Source organism: Microcella indica (genome assembly GCF_013414345.1).
In the GTDB taxonomy this organism is placed as follows: Bacteria; Actinomycetota; Actinomycetes; order Actinomycetales; family Microbacteriaceae; genus Microcella; species Microcella indica.
In genome coordinates this window covers 2,381,779-2,396,103 of record NZ_CP058670.1, presented here as the reverse complement: position 1 = coordinate 2,396,103, position 14,325 = coordinate 2,381,779, and the positions used below count along the sequence as shown (strand labels likewise).

The window sequence follows — 14,325 nt, the reverse complement described above, 5'->3', positions numbered from 1 at the left end:
GTGAGTGTCCAGGATCAGACCGACAGCACCGACACCCCGGTCAGGCGCCTCGAGCGCGCCGAGACCGAGTGGCAGCGGGTCTCGCCCAAGTACATCGTCGTCGACGTCGTCGGCTACGTGATCTTCGGCGCCCTCATGACCGCGGCCGCGTTCGTGCCCTTCTGGGTGGGCTGGGAGTACGGGTGGATTCTCGGCGTCGGTATGGCCGTCCTCTTCCTCCTCGTCATCGCCTTCACCCCTCGCCGGGTCCGCTCCATCGGATACCTCCTGCGCGAGGACGACCTGCTCTTCCGCCGCGGCATCATGTTCCAGCGCTTCGTCGCGGTGCCCTACGGGCGCATGCAGCTCGTCGACATCACGCGCGGCCCCGTCGCCCGCGCGCTCGGCCTCGCCGAGCTCAAGTTCGTCACCGCCGCCGCCTCGAGCGGCGTGCTCATCCCCGGCCTGCCGCTCGAGACAGCCGAGCAGCTGCGCGACCACCTCGTCGCGGTCGCCGAGACGCGCCGAGCGGGCCTGTGAGCGAGCAGCGCGACGAGCACCAGGGCGAGCCGGGCTCGCAGCCTGACCCGACGACCGATCCCGAGGCCGCGCCCGCCGCCACCCACGGCATCTCCACGAGCACCGACCTCGCCGACGGCGAGTGGCACCGGCTGCACCCCGCGACGCCGCTGTTCCGCGGCGGCATCGCCTTCATCGTCGTGCTCGGCATCGTGATCTCGAACTTCCGCGACCGCGCGATCGACTTCTTCTTCGGCGGCGACGGCGACTTCGACGGCGAGGGCGACCCGATCGACTTCATCGTCGAGCAGGAGCTCGTGCTCGTCGCCCTGCTCGCGCTCATCGGCGTGCTGCTGCTGTTCATCGCCGGCTTCTGGCTGTCCTGGCGCATGCACACCTTCCGCATCACCGACGAGGTCGTGGAGGTGCGGTCGGGCATCCTGTTCCGCACCAATCGCAAGGGCCGCCTCGACCGCATTCAGGGCGTCAACGTGGGGCGCCCGTTCGTTCCGCGGGTGTTCGGCGCGGCGAAGCTCGAAGTGTCGGTCGCCGGCAACGACGCGAACGTGCAGCTCTCGTACCTGCACTCGCGCACGGCGGACGCACTGCGCGCCGACATCCTGCGCCTCGCATCCGGCGCGCGCCGCGAGGCCTCGGGCGGTGCGGGTACGGCGGGCGGTGCGGGCTCGGCGGGCGCGCACGATCTGGGCGGGATGCTCGACGAGCGCGTCTCGGAGTTCCTGGCCCCCGAGCTCGACCCGGCACTCGCCGAGCCGGAGGCCGTGCTGCGCATGAACCCGGGTCGCCTCGTCGGCTCGACGGTGCTGAGCGAGACGACGATCGTCTTCGTGCTGCTCATCATCGGCCTCTCGGTTGGCATCGCGGTGAGCGGCGAGCTCTTCCTCTTCGTCGGCTTCCTGCCCGCGATCCTCGGTCTCGGCGGCTACCTCGTCTCGCGCATCACGCGCTCGCTGCGCTACTCGATCGCCTCGACGCCCGACGGCGTGCGCGTCGGCTTCGGGCTGCTCTCGACGACGAACGAGACGCTGCCGCCCGGGCGCATCCACTCGGTGCGCGTCAGCCAGCCCCTGCTGTGGCGGCCGTCGGGCTGGTGGCAGATCGCCGTCAACCGCGCTGCGCGCTCCTCGCAGAGCGGCGCGGCCGGCCAGCAGCAGACCACGATCCTGCCCGTCGGCAACCTAGACGACGTGCGCACCGTGCTGCGGCTGCTGCTGCCCGACGTCGCGACCGACGACGTCATGCCCGTGCTCGAGCGCGGCCTCACCTCGAGCGGCCGCAACGAAGAGGGCGCCGCTCCCGACGGATTCGTGAACTCGCCGCCGCGCGCGCGCATCCTGCGCTGGTTCTCGCAGCCCCGCAACGGGTTCGCGGTGAGCGACGGCGCCGTCATGCTGCGCCGCGGCGCGATCTGGCGCGACCTCACCATCGTGCCCTTCCCGCGCATGCAGTCGGTCTCGGTGCGCCAGGGCCCGCTCCTGCGCTCGCTGCGCCTCGCCGCGATCCAGGTGCACACTGTCGCCGGACCCATCACCCCGAGCCTCGGAGCTCTCGACGTGACGCAGGCGATGGAGCTCTTCGACACCGTGGCGGGCGCCGCGATCCGCAGCGCGCAGTCCGACCGCACGCACCGCTGGCGCTCCGGCTCGGGCGAAGCCTCAAGTTCGGGCGGGGCCGGGGAGTGACGCAGAAGGACGGCCGCCTCGGCATCGGCGTCATCGGGGCGGGTCGCGTCGGCCCCGTCCTCGCCGCCGCCCTCGCCGGTGCGGGTCACGCGATCGTCGGCATCTCCGCCCACTCCGAGGATGCCCGTGACCGGGTCGATTCGATGCTGCCCGGTGTGCCCGTGCTCGAGGTGCCGCAGGTCGTCGAACGCAGCGAACTCGTCATCATCGCCGTGCCCGACGACCAGCTGCCCGACCTCGTGAGCGGCCTCGCGGCCGTCGACGCGTGGCTGCCCGGCCAGCTCGTGCTGCACACCTCGGCCCGGTACGGCGTGCGCGTGCTCGACCCCGCGCGACCCGCGGGCATCATTCCGCTCGCCGTGCATCCCGCTCTCACCTTCACGGGCACCTCCCTCGACCTCGCCCGCCTGCGCGAGGCGTGGTGCGCTGTCACCGCCCCCGGCCCCGTGCTTCCCATCGCGCAAGCGCTCATCGTCGAGATGGGCGCCGAGCCCGTCGTCGTCGCCGAAGAGCACCGCGAGGCCTACGCTGACGCGATCGGCGCCGCGAGCGAGTTCTCCACCGCGATCGTCGGGCAGGCCATCGAGGCCTTGCGCGACATCGGCATCGACGAGCCGGGGCGCGTGCTGAGCGCCGTCGTGCGCTCCGCCGTCGACAACGCGCTGCGCGGTGCAGGCGCCGATAGCATCGACCTCGCAGGGCTCGACGACACGACGTCGGCCCCGCGCAAGGAGAACGGTGACTGACACGACGACCGTGCCCGACCTCGTCACGAGCATCGCGGGGCTGCGTGCGCGACTCGACGCCGCGCGCGCCGACGGCCGGGGCGTCGCCCTCGTGCCGACCATGGGCTCGCTGCACGACGGCCACCTCGCGCTCGTCGACCGGGCGAGGGAGCTCGCCGACGTCGTCGTGGTGTCGATCTTCGTCAACCCGCTGCAGTTCGGGCCGAGTGAAGACTTCGAGCAGTACCCGCGCACGCTCGACGACGACCGCGCGGCGCTCGCCGGCCACGGGGTCGACGTCGTGTTCGCCCCCGCCGTCGACGAGATGTACCCGAGCGGAGCATCCGCGACGACCGTCACGGCGGGCGCGGTCGGCGGGCTCTTCGAAGGACGGTCGCGGCCCGGGCACTTCGACGGCGTGCTCACCGTCGTCGCCAAGCTGCTCGGCATCGCCCAGCCCCACCACGTGCTCTTCGGGCAGAAGGACGCCCAGCAGGTCTTCCTCGTGCAGCGGATGGTGCGCGACCTCGACATCCGCACGCGCGTCGAGGTCGTCGAGACCGTGCGCGACGACGACGGGCTGGCACTCTCGAGCCGCAACGTCTTCCTCGACGAGCGCAATCGTGAGGCTGCGCGTGCCCTGCCTCGTGCGCTCGAAGCCGCCCAGTCGGCCGCCGACCTCGGCATCGACGCGGTCGTCGCCGCCGCGCAGAGCGTGCTCTCGGGAGCCACCGGCGTCGAGCTCGACTACTTCGCGGTCGTCGACCCGAGCACCTTCGAGCCCGTGCCCGACGAGCACCACGGGCCAGCCCGCGCGCTCATCGCCGCGCGCCTGGGCGACACCCGGCTCATCGACACCGAGCTGCTCACCCTCGGGTAGCGCGCGCCGAGCATCCCGCCCGTGGTCTGCACCAGCAGACGAGCACCACCTGCGTTCGCTCATTCGGACGCACCGCCGTTTCACACGGCGCGTCGACCGGCGACACGCCGTTCCAGGGTCATGCGCCCGAATGAGCGAACAGGGCTCGCGCGGGGCGTGCTCGGGCCGCCGTTAGGCTTGAGCGGCCACACACGAGGAGACCAGCAGATGAGCGAGACCCCCGCTTCCGACAGCGCCGAGAGCGCCGAGCCGACGATCGAGGAGATCGCCGAGCAGAAGCAGGTGCGCCTCGACAAGCGGGCGAGGATGCTCGCGGCCGGCCTGGACCCGTACGCGATCGGTCTCGAGATCACCGATTCGATCCCGGCGGTGCGCGCGCGCCATGGCGAGCTCGACCCCGACATCGCCACGGGCGAGCATGTGGCCCTCGCGGGCCGCGTCGTGCTCTCCCGCAACACGGGAAAGCTGTGCTTCGCCACCCTGCAGTCTGGTGACGGGGAGCGGCTGCAGGTCATGCTGAGCCTCGCCGTCGTCGGCGAGGAGAGCCTCGACCGGTGGAAGGAGTTCGTCGACCTCGGCGACCACGTGCACGTGACGGGCGAGGTCATCACGAGCCGCCGGGGCGAGCTGAGCATCATGGTGTCGACGTGGGCGATCGCGGCGAAGGCGATCCTGCCGCTGCCGACGCTGCACAAGGACCTCAACGAGGAGACGCGCGTACGCCAGCGCTACCTCGACCTCATCGTGCGCGAGCAGGCGCGGCGCACGGTGCGCGCCCGCGCCGCCGCCGTCGCGAGCCTGCGGGCGACCTTCGCCGAGCACGGATACCTCGAGGTCGAGACGCCCATGCTGCAGACGATGCACGGCGGAGCATCCGCTCGCCCCTTCATCACCCACTCCAATGCCTTCGACATGGAGCTGTTCCTGCGCATCGCGCCCGAGCTGTTCCTCAAGCGCGCCGTCGTCGGCGGCATCGACCGCGTCTTCGAGATCAACCGCAACTTCCGCAACGAGGGCGCCGACTCCACGCACAGCCCCGAGTTCGCGATGCTCGAGGCGTACCAGGCGTACGGCGACTACCACCAGATGGCCGACCTGACGCAGGAGATGATCCAGAAGGCTGCCGTCGCCGTGTCGGGGTCGCACGTCGTCACGTGGGCCGACGGCACCGAGTACGACCTCGGCGGCACGTGGGACCGCCTGAGCATGTACGACTCGCTCAGCGCCGCTATCGGCGTCGAGATCACGCCGCAGACACCCATGGCCGAGCTGAAGAAGCTCGCCGACGCCGTCGACATCGAGATCACGCACCCCCTGCCCGGCAAGTACGTCGAGGAGCTGTGGGAGCACCACGTCAAGGGCGACCTCGTGCGGCCGACCTTCGTCATGGACTTCCCGGTCGACACGAGCCCGCTCGTGCGCGAGCACCGCAGCCGGCCCGGCATGGTCGAGAAGTGGGACCTGTACGTGCGCGGCTTCGAGCTCGCCACGGCGTACTCCGAGCTCGTCGACCCGGTGGTGCAGCGCGAGCGCTTCGTCGAGCAGGCGAAGCTCGCCGCTGGCGGAGACCTCGAGGCGATGCGGCTCGACGAGGCGTTCCTCACGGCGCTCGAGCACGGCATGCCGCCGTCGGGCGGCATGGGCATGGGCATCGACCGTCTACTCATGGCGCTCACCGGCCTCGGCATTCGCGAGACGATCCTCTTCCCGCTCGTCAAGTGACGAGCGGGCGCGGGCATGCGGCGCGGGTCGTGCGGCGCGGTCACGTAGTCTGAGCGCATGAAGAAGGACGACGAGGACCTCTCGCTGCCGGGCGACAAGAAGCCCGCGTACACGATGAACCGCCTCGCGCTGTGGATCGTCGTGGGCGCGTTCGGCGCGTACCTGCTGCTCTCCGGCATCTTCGGGATGCTCGGCCGGGCCTGAGCCGCCCCTCCCGTCACCCGGCATCACGGAGGGGATAGACCCGCCTTTCTATCCCCCCACACTGGGGACTGATGCGCGCCGCCCCGGCGCGCCTATTCTCAAGACAGTTCCCGCAGTCTGCGACCGGCCCACCCCGCCGGAAACCCGCGCCGGCGGCGAGGACCGCACCCGAACACGCACGTCACCCGATACCCGTACGACGTCGATCGAGCCCCGGCCCGGTCGCGCGTTCGCCCGACCCGAACGGCGAACCCCATGCTCAGCACCCGCCTGCGCCGCCTCCTCCCGGCTGTGCCCTTCGTCGCCCTGACGATCGCGCTCGCCGCCGCGGCACCGAGCTTCGCCGTCGACTCGATGCGCATCCTGTCGCCGCTGTCGGGCGAGGTCGTCAGCGGCGAGCTGCTCATCGAAGGGTCGATCACGACGAGCGGCCCCACCGATCTGACGGTGGGCCTCGCCGAGCAGCGGCTGGGCGAGTGCGGCCCGTTCGTCATCGAGCGCAGCACGACGGTCGCCGCGTCGACGGCGTTCTCGTTCACGGTGCCGACCCAGCGTTTCTCCGACGGCGTCTACTGCGTCATCGCGCTCGCCGCCGACGGGGCGCTCTCGCACGTCGTCGGCGACGTGACCCTCGTCAACGGGATCGACGACTTCGGCGACCTGCAACTGCCGACCCTGGGGTCCGACTCCGAGGAGACCCCCGCTGAGGAGGAGGTCGTCGAGGCGGGCGGACCCTTCGCGGGCATCTCCGCGCTCGCTCCGGTCGTGTTCGCCGCGACGGCGGCACTCGGGATGCTCGTGCTCGTGTTCCTCTACGTCGCACGCCGCCGGCTCATCGAGTAGCCGCCTGCTCATCGAGTCAGTCGAGCGGGCCCACGGGCGCTCGCGGCGACCTCGAAGGGTGAGGCGACGTATCCTGGAGCCATGCCGGAAGAATTCTGGAGCAACGCGCTCTTCTCGGTCACGCCGACGATCCTGCTCGGCCTGATCTTCTGGCTCGTCATGCGCGCGATCATCCGCGCCGATCGCGCCGAGCGCAGCGCCTACTCGAAGGTCGAGGCCGAGGAGCGCGCCAGGCTCGAGAAGCTCACCGCGGACCCGCACGAGTAGCGCGGGGACGAGCATCCCGCCCCCGTCTCGCGGGGTCGCGAGGGTGACCTACTCGCGGGGCTTGAGCCGCACGCCTGGCAGGTCGGGCGCGGGCAGCGGCGCGCCGTCGTAGCCCTCGACGCGGCCGAACCGGCCGGTGGCCGTGCCGCCCTCGATGACGTCGCCCTGCCACTGCGCGCGGTACGCCTCGATCTCGTCGTGGCTGCGGCCGATGAAGTTCCACCACATGACGATCGGCTCGCCGAGGGGCACGCCGCCGAGCAGCAGCGCCCGCACGGGGTGCTCACCCGCCGTCACGCGCAGGGTCGTACGACCGGGGCCGCGGTAACCGAGGTGCGCGACGGGCACGTCATGGCCGTCGAGCGTGGCCGGGCCGGCGTCGACGAGCAGGCCGTGCTCGAACTCGGGGTCGACCGGTAGCTCGACGACGCCGCCCGCGGGCAGGTCGAGCTGCGCGCCGAGCAGGGGGCTGAACAGGCGCAGGGGGCTCGCGGCGTCCTTGCCGAGCGCTCCCATGAACACCCGCACGGTCGCGTCGCCGATGGTGCGCGGCTCGGCGGGCGCGTGCTCGAAGAACGGCGCCGTGTGGCGGTCGCTGTCGGGCAGGGCGACCCACAGCTGGGCGCCGTGCAGGCGGCGGGTGGCGGCCGTCGACACCTCCGAATGCTGGATGCCCGAGCCCGCGGTCATGAGATTCACCTCGCCCGGCCGCACCATGGCGTGGGCCCCGCTCGAGTCGCGGTGCTCGACCTCGCCCTCGAACAGCCAGCTGACGGTCTGCAGGCCCGTGTGCGGATGCGGCGGCACGACCATGCCGGCCTCGCGGTCGGTCACGTCGTCGGGGCCGTAGTGGTCGACGAAGCACCACGCGCCGATGAGGCTGCGGGCCCGCTGGGGGAGGGTGCGGCGCACGGTCATCGCGCGCGGGCCGCCGAGCGGCACCTCGCGCGGTTCGAGCAGTTCGAAGACGCCGTTGTCGTGCGCGGTGCCGGCGCCGGGCCGTTCGTCGCACACGAGCTCGTCGGGCTCGGTCTCGAGGTTGCTCACACGATCACCCTACGTCGGGCGCGCGCCGAGCATCCGTCGTGCGGTGCCCACCTCGCCACCCGCATCCGCCGAGGCCGCTGCTACCCGCCCCCCGTTGCGCGTTCAGGATGCGATGCCCGGCGGGTGCTCGATGGACCGCGACACACCGGTGCCCGAGGGTGTCGATGCACGTTCTCCTGAACGCGCAACAGTCGGGGTCGGCCGGCGGGTGGGGGTGCAGCGCGGTCAGGAGCGGTCGAGCACGAGGAGGTCGCCGACCTCGCAGTCGAGCACCTCGCAGATCGCGCGCAACGTCGAGAAGCGAACGGCCCGCGCCCGGTCGTTCTTGAGCACCGAGAGGTTGACGAGGCTCACGCCGACGAGCTCGCTCAACCGGGTGAGCGTCATGCCGCGGTCGGCGAGCAGCTCGTCGAGCCTGCAGTGGATGCCCGACTCCTCCTCGTCGGAGGCCGCCGGCGGCATCAGACCAGCCCCGCGGTGTCGCGCTGCAGGCGCTCGCCGCCTCGCATCAGCCGAGCGATCACGATGAGCACGAGACCGACGCCGATCGGCCACACCTCAATCATCCAGGTGGGCGGAGTGTTCGCGACTCCCTCGATCGCGCCGTCGCGCAGAAAGTACAGCTGCTCATGCGCACGCACTCCGGCGAGAAGGCCGGCGAACTGGGCGGCCATCGCCCCGATTGCGACAGCGCCTCCACTCACCAGGAAGAGCGGGCTGAGCTTCGAGGCGAAAGGAGTGTGCGAAATCGACTGACGAGCGAGCTTGGCGATCATGATGAGCACCGTGATCACCACGGCCGCGGTCAATGCGCTCTGCAGTGCCACGAGCACGAGCGTGAACGTGTCGAGCCCCGAGACCGCGAGGTGGAGCGACGTCTGCTGCGTCGCACCGCTCACGACACTCGCCTCCGTCGAGGCTCGAAGGTCGATCGGCACTGTCTCGGTGGCGGCGACTACCGGAACGGAGAGGGTCACCCGATCCCCGACGAAGGTCAGCACGATGGCAACGATGGCGACGAGCGCGGTGATCGCTGCTCCCAGCAACGCCGCGCCCGCGACGAGTCTCGGCAGTAGGGGAGGTCGGTCGGCACCCGGCAGCCTGCGCCTGCCGATGCCCGCGACGAGCAGCACCGCGAAGCCGAGCATGGCCAGGAGGACGATCGTGAACGGATCCATCAGACGAGCCCTTCCGTGTCGCGCTGCAGGCGCTGGCCGAGCTCGAAGGCCCCGGCGACGACGATGAGGGCCATGCCCCACGCGAAGGGCGCGAGATCGAGGTTGAGGCCGAAGCCCACGAAGCCCTCGTAGCTCGGGTTGTCTGCGTTCCCCCCGGCGGTGATCTCGCGGCTGCCGAGGAAGTCGACGACTTCAGCGCGCGCGATCGCCGCCGCGGCCTGCTCGAGCAGTCCGCTGGCGGTGACGAGGATCGCCGAACTGCCGAGGGCGATCGTCGCCGATCGCACGAACGGGCGCCCCGCGGCGAGACGGGTCGCGACCCACGCGACGACGAGGCCGAGGCCGACGGTCAGCAGCGCCGCGGAGAGGTGCTCGGTCACGAGCCACGCGCGGGCCTCGCCGCTGAGTTCGGTGACCTCGATGCTGACGCTGTCGTACCGCGCCTCGGCGATCGCGTCACTCTTCTCGGTGAACTCCGGCGTCTCGGCGTTGCCGATGAGCATGCCGGGCACGGCGACGCGCTCGTCGGTCGCGAGTGACACCGTGCCGAGAACGGCTCCGACGAGGGCGAGCGCGGCGACGAGCAGCGCGCCGCCCGCGATGATGCGCAGCACGACGCGCTCGGTGCGGGTGGGAGGGGTGGGTGACGAGGGCACGAGCATCCTTATCGTTGATCGTTATTATTGAACATCGTTAACGTACGGATGCGCGCCGCCGAGCGCAAGCCCTGCCCCGACAGCGGGACGCGTGAGAATCGGGGTCACGCCTAGGGCGAACAGGGGCAGTTAACCCAGGGTGCGCTGGTTACCCTCGATGTACTGGTAGCGATTCGACCCGCTGTCGTGAGGAGAGTGCGAGATGTTCGAACGGTTCACCGACCGTGCCCGTCGTGTGGTGGTGCTGGCCCAGGAAGAGGCCAAGATGCTCAACCACAACTACATCGGCACAGAGCACATCCTGCTCGGCCTCATCCACGAGGGCGAAGGGGTCGCCGCGAAGGCGCTCGAGTCGCTCAACATCTCGCTCGATGCCGTGCGCGAGCAGGTGCAGGACATCATCGGCCAGGGGCAGCAGCAGCCGACCGGGCACATCCCGTTCACGCCGCGCGCCAAGAAGGTGCTCGAGCTCTCGCTGCGCGAGGCGCTCCAGCTCGGCCACAACTACATCGGCACCGAGCACATCCTGCTCGGCCTCATCCGCGAGGGCGAAGGCGTCGCCGCGCAGGTGCTCGTCAAGCTCGGCGCCGACCTCAACCGCGTGCGCCAGCAGGTCATCCAGCTGCTCTCCGGCTACCAGGGCAAGGAGGCCGTCGCCGTCGGCGGCGACAGCCCCAACCCCGACAAGGGCTCGCAGGTGCTCGACCAGTTCGGCCGCAACCTCACCGCCGCCGCGCGCGAGGGCAAGCTCGACCCCGTCATCGGGCGCGAGAAGGAGGCGGAGCGGGTCATGCAGATCCTCTCCCGCCGCTCCAAGAACAACCCCGTCCTCATCGGCGAGCCCGGCGTCGGCAAGACCGCCGTCGTCGAGGGCCTCGCCCAGGCGATCGTGAAGGGCGAAGTGCCCGAGACGCTCAAGGACAAGCAGCTGTACTCGCTCGACCTCGGCTCGCTCATCGCCGGCAGCCGCTACCGCGGCGACTTCGAAGAGCGCCTCAAGAAGGTCACCAAAGAGATTCGCACTCGCGGCGACATCATCGTCTTCATCGACGAGATCCACACGCTCGTGGGGGCGGGAGCTGCCGAGGGCGCCATAGATGCCGCGAGCATCCTCAAGCCGCTCCTCGCTCGCGGCGAGCTGCAGACGATCGGTGCCACGACGCTCGACGAGTACCGCAAGCACTTCGAGAAGGATGCCGCGCTCGAGCGCCGTTTCCAGCCCGTCATGGTCAACGAGCCCTCGCTGCCGCACTCCATCAACATCCTGAAGGGGCTGCGCGACAAGTACGAGGCCTTCCACAAGGTGTCGATCACCGACGGTGCGATCGTCTCGGCCGTCAATCTCGCCGACCGCTACGTGCAGGACCGCTTCCTGCCCGACAAGGCGATCGACCTGATCGACGAGGCCGGCGCCCGCCTGCGCCTCTCGATCCTCTCGGCACCGCCCGAGTTGCGCGAGTTCGACGAGAAGATCGCCTCCGTGCGCGCCGACAAGGAGCTCGCGATCGAGAACCAGGACTTCGAGAAGGCCGCCTCCCTGCGTGATGACGAGAAGAAGTTGCTCGGTGAGCGTCTGCGTCTCGAGAAGCAGTGGCGCGCCGGCGAGGTCGCCGCGGGCGGCACCGTCGACGAGGGCGTCATCGCCGAAGTGCTCGCGCAGGCGACCGGCATCCCCGTCTTCAAGCTCACGGAAGAAGAATCCAGCCGCCTCATCTTCATGGAGAAGGCGCTGCACGAGCGCGTCATCGGCCAGGAAGAGGCCATCAGCGTGCTCGCGAAGACGATCCGCCGCACGCGCGCCGGCCTCAAAGACCCGAAGCGCCCCAGCGGCTCGTTCATCTTCGCCGGCCCGACCGGTGTGGGAAAGACCGAGCTCGCCAAGGCGCTCGCCGAATTCCTCTTCGACGACGAGGGCGCACTGATCTCCCTCGACATGTCGGAGTACGGCGAGAAGCACACCGTCTCGCGCCTGTTCGGAGCCCCTCCCGGCTTCGTCGGCTTCGAGGAGGGCGGCCAGCTCACCGAGAAGGTGCGCCGCAAGCCGTTCAGCGTCGTGCTCTTCGACGAGATCGAGAAGGCGCACCCCGACATCTTCAACTCGCTGCTGCAGGTGCTCGAAGAGGGTCGCCTGACCGACGGTCAGGGTCGCGTGGTCGACTTCAAGAACACGGTCATCATCATGACGACCAACCTCGGCACGAAGGACATCACGGGCGGCCCGGTCGGCTTCACGATCGAGGGCGACTCCGCCGCGTCCTACACGGCGATGCGCTCGAAGGTGGTCGAGGAGCTCAAGAAGCACTTCAAGCCCGAGTTCCTCAACCGCGTCGACGAGACCATCGTCTTCCCGCAGCTGAGCCAGGAAGAGCTCATGCAGGTCGTGGCGCTCTTCATCAGGCGCCTGCGCGAGCGCCTGATGGATCAGGACATGACGCTCGAGGTGAGCGAAGCCGCGAAGGCGCAACTCATCAAGATCGGCTGGGACCCGACGCTCGGCGCCAGGCCGCTGCGTCGCGCCGTGCAGCACGAGATCGAGGATGCGCTGAGCGAGCGCATCCTGCACGGAGAACTCAACGGCGGCGACCACGTCGCGGTCGACTTCGTCGATGGCCAGTTCACCTTCACGACCACGCAGAAGGAGCTCGCCGCGGTCGACGCGGGCCCCGCACCGTCGGCCGGGGAGCTGCCCGCCGGCGAGTAGCAGCGCTCGAGCATCCCGCTCATGGCCGGGTCTGCCCTTCGGGGCGGGCCCGGCCGTCGTTCTGAGCGGGCGGGTCGGCTCTAGGCTGAGGGAGTGACGGAACAGGGTTCTCTGGGGCGCCGGGGGTTCAGCGTGCGGCAGGCGCGCACCGCCGACGTGCGCGGCATCCACGCACTGGTCGAGCCGCTCGTGCAGGAGCGCATTCTGCTCGGCAAGGAGCTCGTCGTGTTCTTCGAGTCGGTGCAGGAGTTCTCCGTCGCCATCGACGACGACAGCGGCGAGGTCATCGGCTGCGGGGCGCTGCACGTGCTGTGGGAGGACCTCGGCGAAGTGCGCACCCTGGCCGTGCAGGAGCGCTGGCGCGGCACGGGCGTCGGCCATGAGATCTACGAGCGGCTCGAGCAGCAGGCGCGCGAGCTCGGCCTGCGGCGACTGTTCTGCCTCACCTTCGAGACCGAGTTCTTCGGCCGGCACGGCTTCGTCTCCATCGGGGAGGAGCTGCTCGTCGACCCCGAGGTGTACAGCGAGCTCGTGCGCTCGCCCGACGAGGGTGTCGCCGAGTTCCTCGACCTCTCGCGCGTCAAGCCGAACACGCTCGGCAACAGCCGATTGCTCAAGGAGCTGTAGGCCGCGCGCGGCGGGGTGGGGCACGGCGCGGTGGGGCACGGCGGGGCGCCTCGTCCGGCGCGGCCGGGCTGGGAGTTCTGCGCACACGCCGGGTGGCGACACGCCCGGCGCCCGTGACGGCCCTACTCTGAGCGCATGTCGACGCTGCGTCACCCTGTGGGCCCGCAGCCGCCGCAGGTGTACTGGCGGCGGCGCCTCGTCGTGGGCCTCGGCCTGCTCGCCGTCATCGTCATCATCATCCTCATCGTCGTGCGGCCCGGCACGGGCGACCCCGCGACCGACCCCGGTGCGGGCGCTGACCCCGAGGTGAGCGAGACCGACGAGGCCGAGACCGACCCCGACGCGCAGGGCACCGGTGGTGGGCCAGCACCGTGCACGCCCGATCAGGTGGTCGTCACGCCCGTGACCGACTCGAACAGCTACGGGCCCGAGCAGCAGCCGATGCTCTCCCTCACCCTCCTCAACACGGGCGCGGCTCCGTGCACGATGGAGGCGGGCAGCGACGTGCAGGAATATGTGATCGTCTCCGGGCCCGACCGCATCTGGGCATCGACCGACTGCCAAGACCCGGGTGTCGCGGCGCCGACCGTGCTCGAACCCGGCGAAGAGAAGTCGACGACGCCCTTCTCGTGGAGCCGCACCCGCTCGAGCCCCGGCGACTGCGACGCCGACCGCGAGCAGGTCACCGCTGGAGGCGCGACCTACCGCTTGAGTGTGAGCGTCGGCGAGTTCGAGAGCGAGGGCGACGTGCCCTTCCTGCTCAACTAGAGCGGAGCATCCGCATCGCAGCGCCCGCATCGCCTGCGTAGGCTGGTAGCGATGTCGAAGAAGAAGCGCCCCGCTCAGCCCGCCCTGCCGCCCTCGAGCCTGCCGCCCGAGCAGCAGCTCGCCGCCGCCCTCGAGAAGCAGGATGCCGCGGCCGTCGCCTTCGCGCTGCGCAACGATCACGTCATCGTGCCGCTGCTGCCCGTCGACGGGCCGCCGCAGGTGCGCGTCTTTCGGCGCGGGGAGAGCGACAAGTACATGCTGCTGCTGTTCTCGAGCCCCGAGACGTACGTGGCGATGGTGCCGCAGGAGACCGACCACCGGGTGCTGCCGTACGACGCGGCGACGCTTCTCGAGTTTCTCGAGCAGAACCTCGGCGTGCTCGAAGCCGTGTGGTTCGACGTGGCCGGCCCGCACGCAATGCAGGCCGAGCCGCAGGACGTGCTCGACGCGCTGCGCGTCTGAGCCTACTGTGACTGAGCCGAGCAGGACTGAGCCGAGCAGGACTG

Annotated in this window: 16 protein-coding genes; 12 read left to right on the top strand and 4 right to left on the bottom strand. The window is 70.5% G+C overall.

All coding sequences use genetic code 11. From position 1 onward, the window contains the following. From HUJ41_RS11665 to HUJ41_RS11630, 8 genes are all read left to right on the top strand, one after another. Positions 1-519 carry a PH domain-containing protein gene (locus tag HUJ41_RS11665; protein ID WP_246299240.1) on the top strand — a complete coding sequence of 173 codons (519 nt, stop codon included), beginning with the start codon at positions 1-3 and terminating at the stop codon, positions 517-519. Beyond that, on the top strand, positions 516-2,201 hold the full coding sequence (locus HUJ41_RS11660) for a PH domain-containing protein (protein WP_179872678.1): 1,686 nt from the start codon (positions 516-518) through the stop codon (positions 2,199-2,201). Before HUJ41_RS11665 ends, HUJ41_RS11660 begins: the two co-directional genes overlap by 4 nt. Continuing rightward, positions 2,198-2,947 carry a Rossmann-like and DUF2520 domain-containing protein gene (locus tag HUJ41_RS11655; RefSeq protein WP_179872677.1) on the top strand — a complete coding sequence of 250 codons (750 nt, stop codon included), beginning with the start codon at positions 2,198-2,200 and terminating at the stop codon, positions 2,945-2,947. Before HUJ41_RS11660 ends, HUJ41_RS11655 begins: the two co-directional genes overlap by 4 nt. Next, positions 2,940-3,806 (top strand): pantoate--beta-alanine ligase, encoded by an 867-nt coding sequence (panC, locus tag HUJ41_RS11650; protein WP_179872676.1) that lies wholly within the window; start codon positions 2,940-2,942, stop codon positions 3,804-3,806. The genes HUJ41_RS11655 and panC overlap by 8 nt, the downstream gene beginning before the upstream one ends. 207 nt (positions 3,807-4,013) lie before the next feature. Then, positions 4,014-5,528, top strand: coding sequence for a lysine--tRNA ligase (gene lysS, locus HUJ41_RS11645; protein WP_179872675.1), 1,515 nt, complete (start codon positions 4,014-4,016; stop codon positions 5,526-5,528). A gap of 57 nt (positions 5,529-5,585) precedes the next feature. Then, complete coding sequence (locus HUJ41_RS11640; RefSeq protein ID WP_179872674.1) at positions 5,586-5,732, top strand: hypothetical protein; 147 nt, start codon at positions 5,586-5,588, stop codon at positions 5,730-5,732. A gap of 255 nt (positions 5,733-5,987) precedes the next feature. Then, on the top strand, positions 5,988-6,575 hold the full coding sequence (locus HUJ41_RS11635) for a hypothetical protein (protein WP_179872673.1): 588 nt from the start codon (positions 5,988-5,990) through the stop codon (positions 6,573-6,575). Positions 6,576-6,656: 81 nt separating this feature from the next. After that, positions 6,657-6,842, top strand: coding sequence for a hypothetical protein (locus HUJ41_RS11630; protein ID WP_179872672.1), 186 nt, complete (start codon positions 6,657-6,659; stop codon positions 6,840-6,842). 48 nt (positions 6,843-6,890) lie between these two features. Here the strand turns inward: HUJ41_RS11630 and HUJ41_RS11625 are convergent, their stop codons facing one another. The 4 genes from HUJ41_RS11625 to HUJ41_RS11610 all read right to left on the bottom strand — a co-directional run bounded on the left by HUJ41_RS11625 (position 6,891) and on the right by HUJ41_RS11610 (position 9,723). After that, positions 6,891-7,889: a pirin family protein gene (locus HUJ41_RS11625; RefSeq protein ID WP_179872671.1), complete on the bottom strand. Its 999-nt coding sequence runs from the start codon at positions 7,887-7,889 to the stop codon at positions 6,891-6,893. Positions 7,890-8,114: 225 nt separating this feature from the next. Next, the gene (locus HUJ41_RS11620; RefSeq protein WP_179872670.1) at positions 8,115-8,351 is read right to left on the bottom strand and encodes a helix-turn-helix domain-containing protein; all 237 of its coding nucleotides are present in this window, start codon (positions 8,349-8,351) and stop codon (positions 8,115-8,117) included. Further along, positions 8,351-9,067 carry a hypothetical protein gene (locus tag HUJ41_RS11615; RefSeq protein ID WP_179872669.1) on the bottom strand — a complete coding sequence of 239 codons (717 nt, stop codon included), beginning with the start codon at positions 9,065-9,067 and terminating at the stop codon, positions 8,351-8,353. Before HUJ41_RS11615 ends, HUJ41_RS11620 begins: the two co-directional genes overlap by 1 nt. Further along, positions 9,067-9,723 carry a hypothetical protein gene (locus HUJ41_RS11610; RefSeq protein ID WP_179872668.1) on the bottom strand — a complete coding sequence of 219 codons (657 nt, stop codon included), beginning with the start codon at positions 9,721-9,723 and terminating at the stop codon, positions 9,067-9,069. The genes HUJ41_RS11615 and HUJ41_RS11610 overlap by 1 nt, the downstream gene beginning before the upstream one ends. Before the next feature lie 202 nt (positions 9,724-9,925). Here HUJ41_RS11610 and HUJ41_RS11605 point away from each other — a divergent pair, with 202 nt between their 5' ends. The 4 genes from HUJ41_RS11605 to HUJ41_RS11590 all read left to right on the top strand — a co-directional run bounded on the left by HUJ41_RS11605 (position 9,926) and on the right by HUJ41_RS11590 (position 14,281). Further along, positions 9,926-12,424 (top strand): ATP-dependent Clp protease ATP-binding subunit, encoded by a 2,499-nt coding sequence (locus HUJ41_RS11605; RefSeq protein ID WP_179872667.1) that lies wholly within the window; start codon positions 9,926-9,928, stop codon positions 12,422-12,424. A 93-nt stretch (positions 12,425-12,517) separates the two neighbouring features. Next, on the top strand, positions 12,518-13,051 hold the full coding sequence (locus HUJ41_RS11600; protein ID WP_246299239.1) for an amino-acid N-acetyltransferase: 534 nt from the start codon (positions 12,518-12,520) through the stop codon (positions 13,049-13,051). Positions 13,052-13,186: 135 nt separating this feature from the next. Continuing rightward, on the top strand, positions 13,187-13,819 hold the full coding sequence (locus tag HUJ41_RS11595) for a hypothetical protein (protein WP_179872666.1): 633 nt from the start codon (positions 13,187-13,189) through the stop codon (positions 13,817-13,819). Positions 13,820-13,870: 51 nt separating this feature from the next. Beyond that, complete coding sequence (locus HUJ41_RS11590; protein WP_246299237.1) at positions 13,871-14,281, top strand: SseB family protein; 411 nt, start codon at positions 13,871-13,873, stop codon at positions 14,279-14,281. Positions 14,282-14,325 lie beyond the last annotated feature (44 nt).

What these genes read in the sequence shown, in the direction of transcription:
- lysS (WP_179872675.1), top strand. Translation starts at nt 4,014, where the DNA reads ATGAGCGAGACCCCCGCTTCCGACAGCGCCGAGAGCGCCGAGCCGACG.
- HUJ41_RS11640 (WP_179872674.1), top strand. Translation starts at nt 5,586, where the DNA reads ATGAAGAAGGACGACGAGGACCTCTCGCTGCCGGGCGACAAGAAGCCC.
- HUJ41_RS11635 (WP_179872673.1), top strand. Translation starts at nt 5,988, where the DNA reads ATGCTCAGCACCCGCCTGCGCCGCCTCCTCCCGGCTGTGCCCTTCGTC.
- HUJ41_RS11630 (WP_179872672.1), top strand. Translation starts at nt 6,657, where the DNA reads ATGCCGGAAGAATTCTGGAGCAACGCGCTCTTCTCGGTCACGCCGACG.
- HUJ41_RS11620 (WP_179872670.1), bottom strand. Translation starts at nt 8,351, where the DNA reads ATGCCGCCGGCGGCCTCCGACGAGGAGGAGTCGGGCATCCACTGCAGG.
- HUJ41_RS11615 (WP_179872669.1), bottom strand. Translation starts at nt 9,067, where the DNA reads ATGGATCCGTTCACGATCGTCCTCCTGGCCATGCTCGGCTTCGCGGTG.
- HUJ41_RS11605 (WP_179872667.1), top strand. Translation starts at nt 9,926, where the DNA reads ATGTTCGAACGGTTCACCGACCGTGCCCGTCGTGTGGTGGTGCTGGCC.
- HUJ41_RS11595 (WP_179872666.1), top strand. Translation starts at nt 13,187, where the DNA reads ATGTCGACGCTGCGTCACCCTGTGGGCCCGCAGCCGCCGCAGGTGTAC.
- HUJ41_RS11590 (WP_246299237.1), top strand. Translation starts at nt 13,871, where the DNA reads ATGTCGAAGAAGAAGCGCCCCGCTCAGCCCGCCCTGCCGCCCTCGAGC.